We start from the raw sequence: 19,210 nt of genomic DNA, 5'->3' as shown, positions 1-19,210 counted from the left end.
CCCTTAGCGGGATCGTCTTTAATAACCTCAGTTAAGGAGGCCGGATAATGTTTTACGGCACGCGGTTAACACTCACCGTTACGGCGGTACTGGCTCTTTGGGGCGGAATCATGGGATTTGGCATGAACACCCAAGTCAATGCCGAGGACTCCACTCATGTTCATCAAACCGGGATGTCTTCTCAATCCCCAGGTTGGGCCGAGCGGCTCAAAGGACAAACAATCACTGAAAATTCAGTAGAAGGGCGGGCGGAGCGTTCGGCCTTGGTTGAACTTCAACATCAACGTCTGATGCAGCAAATGGGAAAGGAAATGGAACACCGTGGTGACACCACTGGTGCCTTTAATACCATGTCCATGATGCATCAATATGGAGCCGGTCCAGCCAATGGACTATTGGCCTCCACCTCCGGGGTGGAGCCAGTCTCTATGAAAGGGGGAATGTGTCCAAAAACTGCCCCGGTCCGGGATTATGATATCTCCGCAATTGACGTAGAAATTACGTTGAACCAATGGTTGGATTTCTATCCGGGTTATATGTATGCCCTGACCGAAGATATCGACAAGATTCGTGAAGAAGAAGCGAAGAATGCGGAAGCCCGTGAAACAGAAGGTCATCATGATCCGGGCGGAGTAAAAAATGGCATACAAGATCAATGGATTCAGCCTTTAGTAATCCGGGGAAATCAAGGTGACTGTGTCAAAGTGACTCTTCGCAATCAACTTGAATTCGGTGAAGAGGTCAGCCTTCATATCAATGGGTCGGATATGGTCATGAGCAAGACCGGTCAACCCGCGACAACAACGAATCCTGATTCTGTGGCTGGTGAAGGCGAGACCGTGGAAATGGAATGGTACATCCATCCTGATACGCAAGAAGGTGGACGCCAATTTCACACGTTTAGTAATGACCGAGAGTTGACGGTGATGGGGCTGTTTGGTGTCTTTGTTGTCGAGCCCCGTGGCTCGGAATATTACGATCCCCTAGGGACGGGGCCAGCGACGAAGGATCGAAGCGGCTGGCAAACCATGATTAAGAATGGCACGGGCCCGGACTTTCGGGAATTTGTGTTGATATATCATGAGGTCGGTGATGAAGCGTTTCGCCCGGTGAATAAGCACGGCGACTTCCTTCCGCAACGCGATCCGTTGACTGATGCCTACCGACCTGGCGCACGCGCGTTGAATTATCGTAGCGAACCCTTCGGCATCAATAATATGCATGTGCAGCATGAATACTTTGGGTTCGAAGACGAATCCATGGCGTATAGTTCCTATACGTTTGGCGATGCGGCACCGACCATTCCGCGAAGTTATTTAGGCGATCCGGCGAAATTCCGCATTGTGCACGGCGGTTCGGAAGTCTTCCATTCTCATCATCCACATGGTGGATCCATTCGTTGGCAACGAAGTCCTCGGGCCACCCAAATGCCTGTCTGGAGTACGGGTCAAGCCGGTCCGGTAAAGTATCCAGTGGTACGGACAAAGTCTGATCGGGTCGATGTCGAAGTGATTGGGCCTTCAGAAGCCTTGGATCTGGAAACGGAATGCGGTTCTGGTCTGTGCCAATGGTTGGCTGGGGATTTCCTGTTCCATTGCCATGTCGCGCATCATTATGTCGCCGGGATGTGGGGGTATTGGAGAGTGTACAACACCCTACAGACGCCAGGAATCCAAAACGATGTGATGACTCCATTGCGGGAGTTGCCCGATCGGCTTGGACGAATTCATAAACCAGTGACATCGGATAAATTAGTGGGAACCACTGTTAACTGGTTTGGAAAGCAATTTAAAATTGTAGGGTCAGGAAAAAGCAATTGGAAATCTGAGCCTGCGGTGGTCAATCTGAAGGATTGGGTTTCCATGCAGCTGAGCAACCAAGGTAAACCAGGTCATAAGGATGACGAACTTGGGCAGATGAAGGCCTATGATGCCACCGTCATCGATTGGGTATGGGAAGGTAATCGGGCAATGAGTGAGAAGGAAGCCACCCTCGGGGAAAATCCCAAGTATCGTCCAGAGTGGCAGGGATATGAACCCGGAAAACGCCGGGCTATCTGGTTTGAACCCTCAACGGGAAAAGTAGCTTGGCCATGGTTGACCCCGCATTTTGGCAAGCGCGTTCCGTTCTCCAACGATCATAACCCAGCTCCTTGGTTAGAAATGATCCGGCTCAATAAGGATGGAACACGGTCTGTCGAACCTGCGAAGCCTGGAGAAAATGGGAACTGGAGTTTGTGTCCGGATCGGGCTGGTTCTCAAGATTATAAGGTTCACTTCATTCAGTTGCCGATTGAACTCTCCGCAGCGCAGGGAAGTGAGCCAGCCATTGTTGATCCAAACGGACTGCTGTATGTGGTCCATGAAGAGGAAGCTGAAGTTCGCGCAGACAATGACAAGAAGTTTCCATTAGTTGTTCGGGCGAATGTGTATGATTGTATTGATTGGATGTTAACCAGCGAGTGGATCGATGACGATATCACCAATTTCCAATCATCCAAGATTAACACGCATTTCCATTTCTTTCAGTTTGATAATCAGGCCTCAGATGGTGTGATCTCAGGATTTTCTTACGAGCAATCGATGCGTCCGTTTACGCAGTTTGATAAGCCGACGAAAAAAGGGTTGCCCATACCGATGAATGCCAAGATCACTAAGATGGCCAAAATGGGAGATAAGACCATCCACGTGACGAATGCCAAGCAATATCATGTCGGTATTCCGATCCTGGTAGGTGCGGATAATGTGAAGGGCCAAGAAGTACTTCGCATTGCCAAAATTGATGATGGGACGTTGACATTTACTACCCCACTTAAGAATGCGCATCCCGTCGGGGACATTGTCACCGTCGAATATGTGCGCCAACGGTTCTGGGTGGATGCTGATGTCGGGAGTGTGTTCTGGCATGACCATGCTTTCGGTGGTACCACCTGGCCACATGGTGCGGTGGGAACGATGATTGCGGAACCCTTTGGTTCAACCTGGCATGATCCCAAAACCGGCAAGCGGATTCGAACAGGGCCGGTTGCGGATATTCATGCTGTGGAGCGAGTTGGTCATGATGTGGCCGGGAGTTTCCGTGAATTGATGGTACATATCATGGATACCGTGCCGCATACGGTTAACGTGGTGACAGCCGGGAATCCTCCTGGTCAACCCGTGGAAGTGGCATTGGAAGCCGGACGTACAGTGTCTTTCCAAATGCCGCCGAACGATAAAATTAAAATGACCCCGATGCCATTTTTGAATGGTGGAACGCATACGACCGGTGGCGCCTTGAATTTCCGGGCGGAACCATTTGCTCATCGGTTGTCGAATAATCCTGATACGTCGAAGATTTTCAGCAGTGCCGTGCATGGCGATCCAAGCACAGCCATGGTGCGGGCATATCTTGGTGATGCCATTGTGTTCCGTTTATTAGATGTGACCATGAACGAAAGTAATGTGTTCACCATTTCTGGGCATACCTTCTGGTCTGAGCGATATGCGGAAGAAGCCAATCGGAAAAATTCTCTGCATATTGGAATTGCCGAACGGTATGACTTAGTGGTGGCGGAAGCCGGTGGCCCACGCCATCAGACTGGCGATTATTTGTTCTTCAATGGTCGGAGTTCCAAGTTCTCAGAAGGGGCGTGGGGAATTATCCGCGTGTTGGATAAACCCGTCTCGGATCTTCAGCCATTACCAAACAAGGCCTATGGCAAAGAAGGAATGCCCGAACGGCTTCCGGTCTGTCCATCAGATGCCCCGGTGAAGCAATTTAATGTTGTGGCCATGGATCATCCGTCCATGAGCTTCAACCCTAATGCACCGGAAGCCATTGAAGTGGACTTTGAACGAAAAATTGAACTTCGTAATCCTGATGCGAAGATTTATGTGCTTGAGGAAGATGCACAGCGTGTTTCGGGAGATGCGCAACCCATGCCTTTAACACTTCGGGCGAATGTGGGTGACTGCATCAAAGTGAAGCTCACCAATAAACTCAAGGAAGGTCGGGCCTCATTCTCAGCATTTGGTCTGGCGTTTGATCCCAAAGATTCTCAAGGAGTCAACCTTGGTAACAATTCAGGTGACCAAACAGTCGCGTCCGGGCAATCCCGCACATACACCTACTATGCCGATCCGTTTAATGGCGAAGGACAAACGTTGGTGTGGGATTGGGGAAATGTTGCCATGAATCCTCGGAATGGTTTGTTCGGAGGAATCATCATTGGTCCGAAAGGATCCACTTATCGTGATCCAAAAACCGGTGAAGATATTTCTCTGAAAAATAGTTGGACCGCCGACGTGATTGTAGATCAGACCATTCAAGGCAATGAAAATCGCGCGAATTATCGTGATGTCGCTTTGTACTTCCAAGATGAAGATAACATCATTGGAACGAGCTTCATGCCTTATGTCCAAAACGTGGCGGGGCTGACCGGGGTGAACTACCGAGCGGAACCGTATCTCCATCGCGAAGAAGCTGGGTGTTCACTTGGTCGAATGTTCCAGCCATGTGAAGTGGATAATCCACAAGATCCGGTCACGCCACTCATCCAAGCCCATGCTGGCGACCCGGTACGGGTGCATGTGTTCGGTGCGAGCAGTGAGCAAAATGGGATGTTTACCATTGAAAAACATGAATGGCCCATTGAGCCGTTCCTGCCAGGCGCGGATATGATCAGCACTGTGGAGTTTGCAGGATCAGAAGGGTTGGATGTGTTTGTGCCTGGAGCAGGTGGAAAGTATTCCCTGCCAGGGGATTATGTCTGGAGTAATGGACGACTTCCCTATTCGCAATCCGGGCAATGGGGATACCTCCGGGTGTTGCCTGCTAATGATCAACGAATCCTGCCGTTGGGTGGGTCGTCGATGAGTCAACGACACGTTGAAGGCGAGCAACCCGAAAACTTCAAAGCCACTCCGGCGTCCTTTAAGTAACGGGGGGAGGACATCGGATCAGTGGAGACGGGGGAGCTCACAAAGCTCCCCCGTTTTTTTTGAGAGCCAACTCGCCAAAGTCTAGTGAACCAATCCTAATGGCCGGAGAGGAACAGAGATGAGAAAGGGAATAGTCCATATAGCGCTAGGAATGTTTGCCGTGGTCTTTGGCGTTCAAACGGCATGGACCTATCAGGAAATTACCGTCAAGGATGGAGGAACCATCCAAGGGCATGTCGCCATTCAAGGCGAACGGCCAAGACCTATGGCCTTTAACCTAGTGACCATCCCCGACCCCGTGTTTTGTGGAACCATATCCACGGGAACGGGATGGCGCATTGTCGAGGATTTTATCATTGCCCCGGATAAAAGCCTGAAAGATGTCGTGGTGTTTTTGAAAGAAGTGGAGCAAGGAAAACCGTTCGAGATTCCAAGAGTCAAAATTGTATCAAAGGATTGTGACTTTATTCCGTTCGTAAATGTGTTGAAGGATCGAGATGAAATTGAGGTCATCAATATGGATCCAGTGGAACATGACATCCAGGGATATGAAACAGCCAGAAAACGCGGAGCTCGTGTGTTGTTTAATCGGCCGTTACCTATGAATCCCTTCTTGAAATACGCTGGGATCATTGGAAAAAAGTACATGGCTGGCGAACCGATGGTGGAAAAAATTCATCTCACCAAAGGACGCAATGTATTTGTCATGCAATGCGGTTTTCATCCCTACATGTTTTCCTGGGGGCTGGTCGTTAACAATCCGTATTTCAGTATTACCAAAGAAGATGGGAAATTTGAAATCACGGATATTCCACCTGGAGAGTATATCCTCTCCACCTGGCATCCCGGCATGAATAGTTTTTTAGAGCAAACGGTAACGATCAAAACCAATGAATCTCTTTTAGCCAATTTTGAATACCAGGCTCCTCAGGGTCGGCGCAGTGCCCACGAAATTGAAGAAAATCCACGATTTGGGTTGGAGTTGTTAGGAGAAGATATCGAGATAATACCGTCTATTCGAGTGCAAGAGTATTAAATGCAAGGTCGTCGGTTTGTATTGTGAGGCGGGAAACCTATTCGAGGGAATTCTTTGTTTATACCCTTCGATTCCACCTCAAAAAAATTACTAGAAATAATCAGGTCCTATTCACTCTTACCTGGAGAAATAAGATGAGAAAAGCTAGGAACTTTACTCCTCGTTTCATGGTGACAGCTTTTGTAGCCGGGGTGTTCTTATGTCCCTCAGGATTCAGCTTGGCAGCAGGATCGAGTGTGGATGATCGTATACAAAAGCTTGAGCAGCGTATTGAACAAATGCAAAAGCAGGTCCAGCAGCCTCGTCACATTGACTGGGAAGAGGTGGAAAAACGCTTAGAGAAATTAGAGCGGCAACAGCCGGCTTCACAGGGGGGAGAAACCGGGAATATGGTATTTTTCCGAGGTGGTGGAGCATTTGCGACAGGTGATCGTTCGGGTGAAGTGTTAACGGATGTTGGCGGGGCTAGTGGGTTTAATAAAGGAGATAATGGGTATTATATCGGTGCCGGGTTGGATTTGGTATTGTCAAAGGATGTCTGGGGAATGCTATCGAAAACCTGGGTTCTCGGTGAAATCGGTGTGGAATATAAACGGTTTAATTCGAGTACCGTGAGGAGTGCCACAAGCACTTTAACCGGAGTAGGGAACTTGACGACGAAAGTGGAAATCACACAATTGACCGTATCGGTATCTCCCAAAATTCTCTTTATGGAAGGAAGCCGGTTACGTCCCTGGATTATTCCAGTCGGATTAGATTTTCATGTGATCAGTCCCCCATCAGGCGATATTACTGTGCTTGATGTGGGTGCACAATTTGCCGTCGGAGCCCAGTATCGCGTTTGGAAAGCTTTGCATATTGGAGTGGACGGGCGTTTTCATTTAGCAGCTGGCGAAACGGATACAGATAATAGTTTTGGTACTGTGGGTGGGTATATGGGCCTGGCTTTCTGAAAGACGAAACCAAAAGTCTCTTTCCCACTTTTGTTTTGCAAATTTTAAATGACAGCTAACCTCCTAGTTTTGTGGGTTCATGTTTTTTCCGCAATCTACTGGGTAGGGGGCATGCTGTTTTTTACCCTGGTCTTGGCCCCGGTTTTTCGATCTAAGATGGCTCAGTCAAACTCTTATGGCTTATTCCAACAGGCGGCGAAACGATTTGCCAAAGGTGTCTGGGTTGTTATTCCCCTTTTGGGTTTGACTGGCGGCTTCCTTCTCTCTCAACAAACTTTTGGGAAAGGTCCTGTTCAGGATTGGCCGTTCGTGATCCTGATAAAATTGAGTCTTGTGGCCATTCTGATAATTAACGCGGGATTGCACGACTTCATAATTGGTCCTCGAATGGGTAGACTCAGAATGAAAGGTACAGAATCTTTAAACGAGACTGAACGAATTTTCTTGCAATGGTCGCCGTGGTTCGCCAGAGGGATTCTTTTATTGGGAGTCGCCGTAGTCTGCGCAGGAGTGGCGATTTCCAGAGCCTGAAGGGACTGAATCCCTATAAACTTTCGGGGAATCTGAGCGGCCTATTTCGTATGATCAATCCTCGTGGGAATGAGAATACCCTCTCTTCCCACGCCAACCACGAAATTCCATCAATTCGGAATTAACCTAAAGGATTCTTTTCTGGCGTTAATGATGATGATGGGGAGTATTTTGAACCTCGTGATCGGGAATGACGTCGGGAACGATTTTGCCGTCTCGTCCAATGGCATCAAAGCTAAAATGGGGATTTTTCACCATGGTGGTATGGGAATTTTTTCGGATAGGTGGTGCATCAAAGATAAATTGGGTTTTGAGAGTATCGTTGGCTAAGACCACCACTTTCATTTCGAGAATTCCCCCGATCCAGGGATGCCAAGCGATCAAGGAGTACACGCCTTCAGGAATGTCCGATATGGTAAAACGTCCGTCTTTATCGGTAATCGCATAATAGGGATTCGTGACGGCCAGTCCCCAGGTTTGCATATACGGATGTTGTCCGCATTCGGCCAAAAAGATGCGACGTCCTTTGGTGAATTGGAAGGTATCAATGAGGGGTTCACCTGGGCGATGGTCATGGTCTTGAGGTTCTAGCATGGAGTGGTAGGGGTTCATGCGAAGCGGGCGATGGAAAATAATCGAAGACCCATTAGGAGCCGTTTCGTACAATTGGATGTCATGGACAATGGGATCCATATTAAGAAACCGAATTTCCTGCTGATTGCGTACTACGAGGGTGTTTGGTGAAAAAATGCAGTCTTTCGCTTCCACGACAGCCGGTGGCATAGTAAATGGCTTTCCTTGATGAATGCCTTCCAATATCACGATCGCATTTTGTAGGGCGCCATCGGCGGATACTTGAAACTGGTCATACAAACGCCACCCGGTGCCGGTCGAGATGCGCCCACAAAACGCAGGGTCTGGAAAGAGGGCTAAGTTGTAGGCAAGAGATTCAGGGTCGTCGCCCTTCATGGTTACCTGACCGGTGACTGCGCCACCATTGTCTACAGGAATTTCGGTGTAGGCCCAACCAGTAGAAATGCTTAATAACAAGCTGCATACAAGAACCACAAAAATCTTTGAGTGATAACACATGGTGACAACTCTTTCGTGATGGTTGGGTGAAAAAATGGCGAGTCGGGAATCCTAATTTGTAGCAATCCATGCTCTGCCTTTCAATCTATATAGGATACCAAAATCTATTTCCACAAAGGTAGGCCCAGTCGCATTTTCTTTACATTTTTTCTCAGGTTTTTTGGTTTTGGTAACGTGCCAAGGAGGGGGAAAGGGAGACTTTAAAGCGCTTGACCATAAAAATGGCGAAAGGAAATTTTGAGGCAAAACTACACAGGGATTGGGGTTCCTATCTGGAACTCTTCCTTCAGAAGATTAAGAGAGTTGTTTGGGAGTAATGTTGCACGAAGGAGGAGACCTTTTAGGAGCCTGTTCCGCGTTTGTGTTGGAGGATGTCCTGAGCTTTGAGGCTGGCTTCCTTTACAAGGATACCCATTTTGGAATGGCTAGGTTCTAAATCCACTGGAAAATCGTAGGCACGAAGTTGTTGACTGGTGATAGTACCAATGGAGGCTACCATTATCCGATCGAGAGCCTGACGAAAGTCCTGGAGCTGATGGGATCGATTGAGGAGGTCCACAATGTGTGTGGCTTGGGCCCCACTCGTAAATAGGAGGACATCGACTGATTGGAAAAGAATAGCTTGGAGGACCTTTTGTAATGGTTGCACATCATCTGGGAGGGCCCATCGATACACTGGCACCCCAATCGCCTCGGCGCCTCTGGAACCCAAGGCGGTCATTAATTCCACGTTTGTGGTGCCATATTCTTGTACGCCGATGGTGAGCCGAGAAAGCCCTTCTGGCTTGAATATATCAAGGGTCTGGAGAATGTCTTCCCAGGTATTAGGTTCGGGAACCGTAAGGTGTGGCTGGAGACCGAACTCCTTAAGGGCGGCCAAGGGTTTAGGCCCACGCACAAGGATTGTTGTCTGGGTCAAGGCATGCTTGATATCTTCCAAGTTCCACTGTGTTTTCCAAACTTCCAATAACGTTCTGGTCCCGACCCCGGTTAGCAAAATGAGGATGTCGATATTGCCCGCCAGTAAACGGTGGCCAAAGGCCAAGGCCTCAGAATTATTCTCCAAAGGAATTTCTTGCATGGAGGGTGCAACCAAGGGAATACCGCCATGCCGTGAAATTAGTGTGGCCATTTGCTCCCCCATTCGACTTTCGAAGGCCGCCACAGTTAACCCTGAGAATCCATGCGGCGGGGTTGAACTAGAGGGAACGGTCATGGTCCTCCAAGACATACTCGTCGGGGTTGCTCCATATCGTGGGCATGGCTAAGATGGATTCTTTGGGTGTTCCTGAACAAGAGTCATGGCTGCAAACGATCAATCAAATATTCCTTCCACTAAAGGGTTACGTCATGTGGCGCTCAAGGTGAGCAATCTTGCCACCTCGAAAGCCTTTTATCAAACCTGGTTTGGAATGAACATTGTATGGGAACCAGATGCCGAAAATGTGTATATGAGTTCCGGGGTCGATAACCTAGCCCTGCACCAAATTCCAGTTGAAGATCTTGAACTACACCAACCGAACCATGGACAGTTCCTCGACCACTTGGGGTTTTTAATGGAATCTCCGGAGAGTGTGAATCAATTGTATTCCCAGGTGGTGAAGGAAGGAATCAGGATTGTACATCAACCCAAACAACATCGAGACGGCAGTTATTCATTTTACCTTGCAGATCCGGACCACATCGTGATCCAAGTACTCTACGAACCCACGATAAGCCCTATTCGGTTCTCTTCCTGATCGCCGAATAATTTTTAAAACTCTCATTGATCTCATTATGATCATAACTTTGCCATTCCTCATTTCACAGAAAGCCTGTCTTTAGTCATGCCTATTTGGGACCAATTTGGCTCGAATCAATTTTTAGGGTTGCAGCCCTGGGTGTGGGTGCAATTGGAAAGTGCTGAACCTCCGGGGCCGTTTCCTTTTATGGGGGGAGTAGATCCTGAGGTGGTCGCGAGCTTGCACGAAGTGCACAGCGTACTTATGAGTTCGGTGGAAACTGCCATTAGTGATGTGTTTGCGCGACGGACGACCGTCGACGATCCCAACGTTCAGAAGCGGCTTGAAGATGCCTATGCAGAAGTCGTGCGCACCCGACCGCGTCTTCAAGACCATATTCGGTGCGGACGAAATCCGGATGGCACGTTTCTCTGGGAATTTCCCCACGATCGGGATAAGTCCGCCGTCATGAATTATGGTGGATTGCGAATTTTCAATGCGGTAAAACGCCAGGCTATCCCCTTTGGATTTGATCGACCTCTCTCCCCATATGTGGGCAAGCTCTTGGGGTTTTTAAATGGGACACGCACAGTGGCAGAGATTCGCACGATTGCCACAGCGTCGGGTCGTGAGATTGAGCGACATTTGAATCATCTTGTCGAGCAACTCTCCACGCATGAATGTTTGACTGTTTCCGATACCTCTTCAGTCCGCACCTATTGGTTGGATGCCACGCGGGATCGAGACATGGTGCACTTAGGACATGCGGCGTTGATGTATAGACAGCAGAACCAGTTTCTATGGTTTGATCCTTGGCTCATGCCATGGTTTGCGGAGTCTCCCGTTCCTTCGCTTTGGAATTCTCTGTTGCCATCTCCTGCGGCGGTGTTTTTGACACATGACCATGACGATCATGTGGATCCCCGGACCCTGCTCCATCTACCGAAAGATGCACCGATCATTGTGCCGAGCCGGAAAAACCGGCAAGCCTTATATTTCGATTATCTTTCGCTCATGCAAGAGCTCGGCTTTACGAATGTCATTGAATTGGCTCATGGAGAGTCTTGGAAGTTTGAGGGCGGCGAGGTGGTGTCGGTGCCTTTCTATGGAGAAGATCCTTGTGACTTGGCGTTGCCGAGAAATTGTTACCTCATTGTGGATCGGGGCCATAATACATTAGTTCATGCGGATAGCGGTCCCACGAATGACGGGGACTCTGCGGTTCACAACGGAGTAATGAACAAGCTTGTGGAGAAATATGGTTCCATTGCGACCGTCTATGCCTCGCAACAACAGTTGAAAGAAATTCGTTCCTACGCCGCCCATGCGAGCTTGTCTCATCCTGGAAAATGGTTAGAGGTTGGGGAAAATGGATTTTTGACCAATCAATATTTATCGGAGCTTATTGCCCAAGCCAACGCTCAACTTTTTGTCTCTTATGCCACGGGTGGAGCGGATTGGTATCCAGATCATCTTTCGTTTATGTTCAGTCATCGAAATCCCGCCCGTACGGCTTTGCTGACCGCCCATTGGGATCCGCCAGAATCTCTGAAGGAGTTGTTAGCGCCTTTGGGGTGTCATTATCACCATGGTCAAGCCTTAGATATCGTTCGAGTGCATGACAACGGTCAGGTTCAGGTTCATGCGAGTGCCGAGACCTTAGCTCCTCCCATTCTTTATCAACTCGAACATCAGTTGCCTCTAGCGCTTACTGGTGCTTCAAGGTAGGGGCTGTCATGTATTTCTTCGGTCTCCAGATAGGTATACTTTCTTGCTGTCCCGTCATTTAATGTGATACGACTAACAATCGGTGAATAATTCTGGGCTCTCGTCATGACTGAATCAACCATTCCCACCCCCAATCCCCACGATGAAGAATCCTACCCCGAAGTTGTCACTATTGTTGGTGTGAAAGTTCGCGATGAAGGTGAAGTGAAGCAGGCTCGAGTGGATGGTGCCTCCTTAGAAGTGGGAGATTGGGTCGTTCTGGAATTGGATAACGATGTGACCTATGGGAAAGTGTATTCAGCGCCACAGGTTCTTCCTTTTATCCCTCCCATGCGAGTGATGAAAAGTGTGCTGCGGAAGGCGACTTCGGAAGATGAAGCGAATATTGCTTCCCAACAAAAGATCGCCAAGTCGGGAAAGGAATTTTGCCGAGAACGGGCCGAAGCTTTGGGCCTCCAAATGAAATTGGTGGAAGTGTATGGTTCGTTTCAGCGGCGCATTTTGACGTTCTGCTATACGGCAGAATCGCGGGTGGACTTTCGTCAGCTCGTCAAAGATTTAGCCAAGCATTTTAGTTGTCGTATTGAAATGCGGCAGATTTCCAGCCGAGAGGAGGCCCGTCGAATCAGTGGGGTCGATACCTGCGGTTTGGTGTTGTGTTGCGCGAGTTTTTTGTCCGACTTTAAACCCGTAAATTTGAAGCTGTCGAGAAAAGAAAGCGCGTGGGGTAATGATACGCATCGCATTGGGGTTTGTGGGCGACTGAAATGTTGTTTGATGTTTGAACAAGACGATTGGCCTCTCCCTCGCTCATCTCGATCACCCCTCATTCAAGTCAATCGGTCCTAATTTCCCCTCAAGTTATCATACAGAACAATTTTTAATGGGTTCTCTCTATTGCGAGTGATTCGGCCCACCGCTATAATCGCTCCCGTGACGATTCCATTTATCCATATCCTCCCAATGCAAGAATAATAATTGTATGAGTTCTCTGCCACGCTTTATCATTTATGCCCATAACGCCACTTACGATAAATTGCATCAAGTCGCAACCTTAGGGCTGACGGCGTCGGCTATGGGAAAAGAGGTAACGGTCGTTCTGCTTTTTTGGACCATTAAGAAACTGGCTGAAGGGAACATCAATAAGGTGGACTTCCCTCCGGAGTATCAGGCGTATCATGATGAAGTTACTCGACTACTGGCCGAGCGCAAAGTTCCACAAATTTCTGAGATGTTTGAAGACGCCAAGAAGGTTGGCCAATTTCGACTTATCGCCTGTAGTGCGGGATTAGAATATATGGGTGTGGATGCGGATGCGGTGGCAAAAAGCGTAGACGAAGTGATGGGGCTGCCGGCTATTTTGGCGATGGCGGCAGGGGCCGAGACGACCTTGTTTATCTAGACTTCCCTTTCACAAAACTTTTCACTTATTGAGAAATTATTTTCATGCAGGGTTTCGCCCCTGCAGACGAGGCACTTTTGTTTCGGCAAAAGTGCCCAAAACCATATCCGCCCGTGCGCGTCCCTGTGGGTAAACTCCGCCACGGTCCCGAATTACATGGCTCGGGAACTCGCTCCGCTCAAACAACCCTCGCCGAAGAGTCGAATTCAGCACCTCGGCTCCGCCGCGCCCGAAGGCAAGGTGCATCCATAAGTTAACTAAAAATTATTCCCACAGTTTGTTCTTTAAGGAATAGTGTCAGCTTTTTGAAAGCACCAAAGGGTACTTGAGTGTATCTTTTCAGATACAATTTCTATTTGTTGGAAAGTGATTAAAAAGATCTTACATTTCCCTTGGCCTTTGATAACAACAAGTTAGTGTGATTTTTTATTCTTTATATTCGGGAAAGGCAATAAGGCACAAATCGTGCACTTCTTTACTTTACGAGAAATCTATGGCTGAAGTTTTATGAAATTTAATAACCAACAATAATGTCTGAGATACACGAAGATGTAAAACTAGCACGTTTACCCCTATGGCCCACCATTCAGGAAGCTATCATGGTGGTATGGGGTGATCGGTTTCATTTTGGACGACTGCTTATTGTCCCGGTTGGCCTGTGGGTATTGATCCATCTCCTAGAAACGTATTTGATTGGAGTTGTGGAAGACACTTGGGTCCAGATTGGACTAAGTTTTATAGCAATTATCCCAGCCTCAATAATATTTACGATATTTGCGATTCCTTGCCATCGTTCCATTCTCATTGGAAAACATGTTGTTCCGCAGTTCGGTTTTGGTGGTTGGGCCATGCGGGAGACTCAGTTTTTACTGAGATTCACCGGAATTTATATCATTGGTCTATTAATGATGTTTAGTCCAATACTAGTTTTAGCAATGGGTGGATCTGCTTTTGTCCCGCCACAAATCTCTGGACCGTTTTTTGGAAGTTGGCTGCTCCTAATGGTGATAGCTTTCTTTCCCATTGTGGGGAGGCTAAGTCTAATCCTCCCGTCAATCGCTTTAAATCTTGACCAGGACTTCTCATCTGTATGGGCTCTTTCCATTGGAAATGGGTGGAGGTTGGGAATTCTTGTAGCAGGGATTCCGGTAGCATTTTTGTTTTTGCCGACGATTATTGGTGATCTTTCTATGGAGAAATTTGGCTTTGGCGCAACGATAATCTACGAAATCGCACACTGTTTTTTAATCCTCATTGAAGTAGCCATTCTTTCAATTTCATATCAAAAACTTGTGAAATGGAAAGTGGGTGCTGCGTCGTAAGGTTAATGGAGCCAAATATATTGTTGATAGTATTGTCCGGTTGAAAACATCAAATGGTCATTTCCCCACGCCTTGGGCGCGGCGGAGGTGGAGTGCCGAATCCAACCTCTCGGCGAAGGCTGTTTGAGTGGAGAGGTGGTTTTTCACCTCGGAGCGAGTTTCTGAGCCATCTTATTCGGTACGGAAGCGGAGGGGACCCCGGGACCTTGCTTCTTAGTAAGGTTGGAGGGGCCGCGCACGGGCGAGAATGGTTTTGGGTCCTTTTGCCGAAACAAAAGGACCTCGTCTGCAGGGGCGAAACCCTGCATATAAAAAAGAGAGATTCTTCACTCCGCTCAGAATGACAACTCGGGTAAGAGAAGTCTACCGCGAGGTAGTCACACCCACCCGATCACAATAATCACTCACAGGACATTGGCTACAAAAGGGTGAAACTGGGCGGCAGAGGTTTTGGCCGTAGGGGACGAGCCAATCGTTAAATTGGATCCAATATTTTTTGGGGAGTTTGTTCCGTAACGCTTGCTCGGATTCCTCAGGGGTTTTGGTTTGAATGTATCCCCAACGATTGCTGATGCGGTGGACATGAATATCCACGCAAATTCCCGGTTTGTTATATCCCACAGTGACCACTAAGTTTGCCGTTTTTCTCCCTACTCCTTTGAGTGTGAGCAATTCATCAATTGTGCGGGGAACTCGGCCCTCAAAGTTTTCTAAGAGACTCTGACAGATCGCATGAATTTGTTTGGCCTTGGTTTTGTAAAATCCTACAGGGAAGATAGCGTGTTCCACTTGCTTGAGTGGTAGCTTGAGCATTCGTGCTGGGTTATCCGCTAGAGAGAATAATCGTTGGCTCGCTTCAGCCGTAGTGTGATCTTTGGTGCGAAGGCTAAGAAGGCAGGCGATGAGGATCTGGAAAGGATCGCGGGATTCTCGGGCCACGACTCCGACAATAGGCTCTTCCCATTGCCGAATAGTGTTCTTAACGATTTTGACAGCCGCGTGAATCTGACGGTCACGCATGGGAAGAAATGTAATGTATAGATACGAAATTTTGGACTAGAGAGTCTGAATGTGTTTTAGGGGAAAGAATTACCGGAACGTACGCTTGGCTAGCCATTTTTGTCTACGACGCGCCGCTTCTCGTTCCTTAGCTTTCTTTTTGACACTCGGTTTCTCGTAAAAGCGACGACGTTTCAACTCACGGAATAAACCATCAGCTGCAAGTTTCTTTTTTGCAACTCGTAAGGCTTTTTCTACATTGTTATTGACGACTCTTATTTCCATGGCATTATCAATTTCCAGATTTTAAAAATAGTTCAATTCCAATTGACATTTCTTGAATGTAGCACACAAGCAAAGGATCAGACAAGACAAAAGGTTGCCAAAGTTATAAATTATTTTTCACTAATATAATCAATATGTTATGAATATTGCATTGAGGCGAGTCAAGCCAAATTTTATTTATTTTGTTACATGAAATATAGTAGGTGAAAATACTCTTGTTTTATAATTATAAAGTATAGAAAATATCAGCAGTTAGGAATCCTTCAGTGCTGCAATAATATCCAAAACCGCCTTTTTCCCATCACCAAACAGCATCAACGAGTTATCTAAGGCAAACAGTGGGTTGGGAATGCCGGCAAACCCTGGACTTAGGCTCCGTTTGATATTTACCACGGTTTTGGCTTTATCGACATCAATGATGGGCATGCCTGCAATGGCGCTCGTGGGGTCGGTTCTGGCCAAGGGGTTGACCACATCATTAGCTCCGATGATCAAGGCCACGTCGACTTGGTCGATATCCTGGTTAATTTCGTCCATATCTTTGAGGGATTCGTAGGGAACATCGGCCTCGGCCAAAAGTACATTCATGTGTCCTGGCATTCGTCCTGCCACTGGGTGAACCCCATATTCAACAATAATTCCACGCTCTTGAAGTATGGCTGCCAAATTTGCCACGGGGTGTTGGGCTTGGGACACGGCCATGCCATAGCCAGGTATGATAGCGACTCTTCGAGCCGCATCAAATAATAAGGCGACCTCTTCGGGGGATGTCGACTTTACGCGACCAGTATACACTTCATCCGCCGAGGCCCCACCACCCGTGGGGGCGAGGACCCCAAAAAGGACATTGAAAAGGGATCGGTTCATAGCCTTACACATAATTTGTGTCAGGATGATTCCCGAAGCCCCAACCAGGGACCCTGTGATGATAAGTACGTTATTCGATAACACAAACCCGGTTGCCGCGGCGGCAAGTCCGGAATAGGAATTTAACAGCGCTACCACCACCGGCATATCGGCCCCACCAACAGGGATAACTAACAGAACTCCAAGGGCGGAGGCTGCCACTACCAAAAGCCAGTAGAGAATCACATTGGTTGGATCCATTACCACCCCCGCGCTTAAAGCTAGGGCAGTGATGGCAAGTGCGGCATTAATAATTTGTTGGCCGGAAAACAGGACGGCGCCATCGCCAATAAGACCTTTCAGCTTTCCAAATGCGACGAGGCTTCCCCAAAATGTGACCGCCCCAATGAGACCAGATGCGGCAACGGCAATGGTTGCCTGGGTCAATGGAGTTGCGCCATTTATGGTGCTTTCAATGAGGGCCGCGCCTGCGACAAAGACGGAAGCAATACCTCCAAATCCATTAAAGACGGCAACCAGCTCTGGCATCGAGGTCATTTCAATTTTGATGGCTAATACGGCTCCAACAATGGCACCAATGATCAAGCCGGCAATAATGACCTCAAAACTTACGATGCTTTTATCAAGCAGCGTAATAACGACGGCGAGCAGCATGCCGCAGGCCCCAAAGAGGTTCCCCCTGACTGCTGTTCGGGGATGGGTGAGACCTTTTAAGCCAAATATAAAGAGCGCGGCGGAGAGTAAGTACCCAATATTAATCAGTATTTCTGTCATGTCTTAGACTTTTCTTTTAAACATTTCCAACATTCTGTTTGTGACCATGAACCCGCCAACGGCGTTAATCGTTGCGAAAAGGAGCGCCAGGAATCCCAGGACCGTGGTCACCATCGTATGCTGAGATCCTGAAGAGAGCAGGGCCCCAACAATTGTAATTCCCGAAATGGCGTTAGACCCGGACATCAGTGGCGTATGGAGGGTCGGCGGAATCTTGTTGATAATTTCAAACCCAATAAAAATGGCAAGTACAAAAATGGTAATTCCGGAAATAATATCCATGGTCTTTTTATGTCTCCTCTGCTCGTCTTCCAGCTAAGGGCCCTAAAATTTCGCGGACCCGCGAATGGACAATCTCCCCATCGCGGGTTAACAAAGTTTCTCGCGTAATTTCATCCTCCATGTTGAGCGTTAATTCTCCCTTTTTCACTAAATGGAGGAGGAAGGTGGCAATGTTTTTACTGTACATTTGGCTCGCATGATACGGTACCTGAGAAGGAATGTTTTCCTGACCGATAATGGTAACTCCGTGGGCGACAACCGTTTGATTGGCTTTGGTGAGTTCGCAGTTTCCGCCTCGTTCAGCCGCCAAATCCACAATGACTGAACCGGGAGCCATAGCCGCGACCATGTCGGCGGTGATCAAAATCGGCGCCTTTTTTCCTGGGACGGCAGCGGTCGTAACTACCACATCACTGGAGGCAATGACCTTCCCTAATAATTCTCGCTGTTTTCGATAGAATTCCTCATCTTGAGCTTTGGCATAGCCGCCCTTATCTTCGGAATCAGCCGTCTCTAGAGGAAGATCGACGAATTTTGCTCCGAGGCTTAATACCTGTTCCTTCACGGCAGGTCGAAGGTCATAAGCTTCGACCGAGGCCCCTAACCGTCGGGCCATGGAAATGGCCTGAAGCCCGGCCACGCCAGCTCCAATAATCAACACTTTGGATGGCGCCACGGTTCCTGCGGCCGTCATGAGCATGGGAAACATTTTTGGCAAGGCATTGGCCGCCATCAGTACAGCTTTGTACCCGGCCACAGTGCCCATGGAGGAAAGAACATCCATACTTTGTGCGCGGGTAATGCGCGGCATGAGTTCCATAGCGAAGGCCAGAACTTTTCGGGTATTCAGTTCTCGAAGGGCATGAGGATTGGAAAGCGCTTCTGCCAGCCCAATAATCAATTGCCCGTCTTGCATCAAGGGTAAATCGGTTTTGCCCTGTTCCGGATTGGCTCCCAGCAAGCGAACTTGCACAATGATCTTGGCGGTTTCAAATAATTGGAGGCGGGAAGAGGCAATGGCGGCACCTTTTTCAGTATAAGCGGAATCAGGGTAACCTGATTCTGCACCCGCCCCACTTTCAATGTGGACTTCCATGCCTGCCTTAATGAGGGAGGGAATGACGGCTGGAATTAATGCCACCCGTGTTTCACCGGGATATGTTTCTTTAGGGACACCGATAATCATATTTGTGTACTCAAACTAGAATGAATGAACCGAAAAATTTACTTGTGTGTTTATGTGTATGACCTGCTTAACAATTTATGCCAACCAGTTGCAACGAATTGGGTCGCCTG

The 19,210-nt window shown here is 48.2% G+C and carries 17 protein-coding genes; 9 read left to right on the top strand and 8 right to left on the bottom strand.

What is annotated here, in order from left to right; all coding sequences use genetic code 11:
• The first annotated feature begins 47 nt into the window (after window positions 1-47).
• From PPG34_RS10330 to PPG34_RS10315, 4 genes are all read left to right on the top strand, one after another.
• Window positions 48-4,922 (top strand): multicopper oxidase domain-containing protein, encoded by a 4,875-nt coding sequence (locus PPG34_RS10330; RefSeq protein WP_313833198.1) that lies wholly within the window; start codon window positions 48-50, stop codon window positions 4,920-4,922.
• A 118-nt stretch (window positions 4,923-5,040) separates the two neighbouring features.
• Window positions 5,041-5,958, top strand: coding sequence for a peptidase associated/transthyretin-like domain-containing protein (locus PPG34_RS10325; protein ID WP_313833197.1), 918 nt, complete (start codon window positions 5,041-5,043; stop codon window positions 5,956-5,958).
• A 134-nt stretch (window positions 5,959-6,092) separates the two neighbouring features.
• Window positions 6,093-6,911 carry a hypothetical protein gene (locus PPG34_RS10320; protein ID WP_313833196.1) on the top strand — a complete coding sequence of 273 codons (819 nt, stop codon included), beginning with the start codon at window positions 6,093-6,095 and terminating at the stop codon, window positions 6,909-6,911.
• 111 nt (window positions 6,912-7,022) lie between these two features.
• Window positions 7,023-7,442, top strand: a complete 420-nt coding sequence (locus PPG34_RS10315) for a hypothetical protein (RefSeq protein WP_313833195.1) — start codon at window positions 7,023-7,025, stop codon at window positions 7,440-7,442.
• A gap of 147 nt (window positions 7,443-7,589) precedes the next feature.
• Here PPG34_RS10315 and PPG34_RS10310 read toward each other — a convergent pair whose 3' ends face one another.
• The gene (locus PPG34_RS10310; RefSeq protein ID WP_313833193.1) at window positions 7,590-8,534 is read right to left on the bottom strand and encodes a peptidase associated/transthyretin-like domain-containing protein; all 945 of its coding nucleotides are present in this window, start codon (window positions 8,532-8,534) and stop codon (window positions 7,590-7,592) included.
• A 340-nt stretch (window positions 8,535-8,874) separates the two neighbouring features.
• On the bottom strand, window positions 8,875-9,750 hold the full coding sequence (locus PPG34_RS10305) for a uroporphyrinogen-III synthase (protein ID WP_313833192.1): 876 nt from the start codon (window positions 9,748-9,750) through the stop codon (window positions 8,875-8,877).
• Window positions 9,751-9,835: 85 nt separating this feature from the next.
• Between PPG34_RS10305 and PPG34_RS10300 the strand changes: the two genes are divergently transcribed.
• From PPG34_RS10300 to PPG34_RS10285, 4 genes are all read left to right on the top strand, one after another.
• Window positions 9,836-10,273, top strand: a complete 438-nt coding sequence (locus tag PPG34_RS10300; protein ID WP_313833191.1) for a VOC family protein — start codon at window positions 9,836-9,838, stop codon at window positions 10,271-10,273.
• Between the two features lie 87 nt (window positions 10,274-10,360).
• Complete coding sequence (locus PPG34_RS10295) at window positions 10,361-11,983, top strand: MBL fold metallo-hydrolase (RefSeq protein ID WP_313833190.1); 1,623 nt, start codon at window positions 10,361-10,363, stop codon at window positions 11,981-11,983.
• A gap of 105 nt (window positions 11,984-12,088) precedes the next feature.
• A complete protein-coding gene (locus PPG34_RS10290; protein ID WP_313833189.1) occupies window positions 12,089-12,832 on the top strand; it encodes a PSP1 domain-containing protein in 744 nt (247 codons plus the stop codon).
• A 133-nt stretch (window positions 12,833-12,965) separates the two neighbouring features.
• Complete coding sequence (locus tag PPG34_RS10285) at window positions 12,966-13,385, top strand: DsrE/DsrF/DrsH-like family protein (protein WP_313833188.1); 420 nt, start codon at window positions 12,966-12,968, stop codon at window positions 13,383-13,385.
• 42 nt (window positions 13,386-13,427) lie between these two features.
• On the opposite strand, the gene PPG34_RS10280 is transcribed toward PPG34_RS10285, so the two are convergent.
• Window positions 13,428-13,631 (bottom strand): hypothetical protein, encoded by a 204-nt coding sequence (locus tag PPG34_RS10280; protein WP_313833187.1) that lies wholly within the window; start codon window positions 13,629-13,631, stop codon window positions 13,428-13,430.
• A gap of 353 nt (window positions 13,632-13,984) precedes the next feature.
• Between PPG34_RS10280 and PPG34_RS10275 the strand changes: the two genes are divergently transcribed.
• Window positions 13,985-14,707: a hypothetical protein gene (locus tag PPG34_RS10275; protein ID WP_313833186.1), complete on the top strand. Its 723-nt coding sequence runs from the start codon at window positions 13,985-13,987 to the stop codon at window positions 14,705-14,707.
• Between the two features lie 363 nt (window positions 14,708-15,070).
• Here the strand turns inward: PPG34_RS10275 and PPG34_RS10270 are convergent, their stop codons facing one another.
• The 5 genes from PPG34_RS10270 to PPG34_RS10250 all read right to left on the bottom strand — a co-directional run bounded on the left by PPG34_RS10270 (window position 15,071) and on the right by PPG34_RS10250 (window position 19,100).
• A complete protein-coding gene (locus PPG34_RS10270; RefSeq protein WP_313833185.1) occupies window positions 15,071-15,727 on the bottom strand; it encodes an endonuclease III domain-containing protein in 657 nt (218 codons plus the stop codon).
• Window positions 15,728-15,796: 69 nt separating this feature from the next.
• Window positions 15,797-15,991, bottom strand: a complete 195-nt coding sequence (gene rpsU / locus PPG34_RS10265; RefSeq protein WP_313833184.1) for a 30S ribosomal protein S21 — start codon at window positions 15,989-15,991, stop codon at window positions 15,797-15,799.
• A gap of 252 nt (window positions 15,992-16,243) precedes the next feature.
• Window positions 16,244-17,632, bottom strand: a complete 1,389-nt coding sequence (locus PPG34_RS10260; RefSeq protein WP_313833183.1) for an NAD(P)(+) transhydrogenase (Re/Si-specific) subunit beta — start codon at window positions 17,630-17,632, stop codon at window positions 16,244-16,246.
• Window positions 17,633-17,635: 3 nt separating this feature from the next.
• Complete coding sequence (locus PPG34_RS10255; RefSeq protein WP_313833182.1) at window positions 17,636-17,914, bottom strand: NAD(P) transhydrogenase subunit alpha part 2; 279 nt, start codon at window positions 17,912-17,914, stop codon at window positions 17,636-17,638.
• A gap of 7 nt (window positions 17,915-17,921) precedes the next feature.
• Complete coding sequence (locus PPG34_RS10250) at window positions 17,922-19,100, bottom strand: Re/Si-specific NAD(P)(+) transhydrogenase subunit alpha (RefSeq protein WP_313833181.1); 1,179 nt, start codon at window positions 19,098-19,100, stop codon at window positions 17,922-17,924.
• Between the last annotated feature and the right edge of the window lie 110 nt (window positions 19,101-19,210).

Source organism: Candidatus Nitronereus thalassa (genome assembly GCF_032191465.1).
Classification (GTDB): Bacteria; Nitrospirota; Nitrospiria; order Nitrospirales; family UBA8639; genus Nitronereus; species Nitronereus thalassa.
Note: the sequence above shows the minus strand (reverse complement) of the source record. Positions and strands in the feature narration are given on the sequence as shown.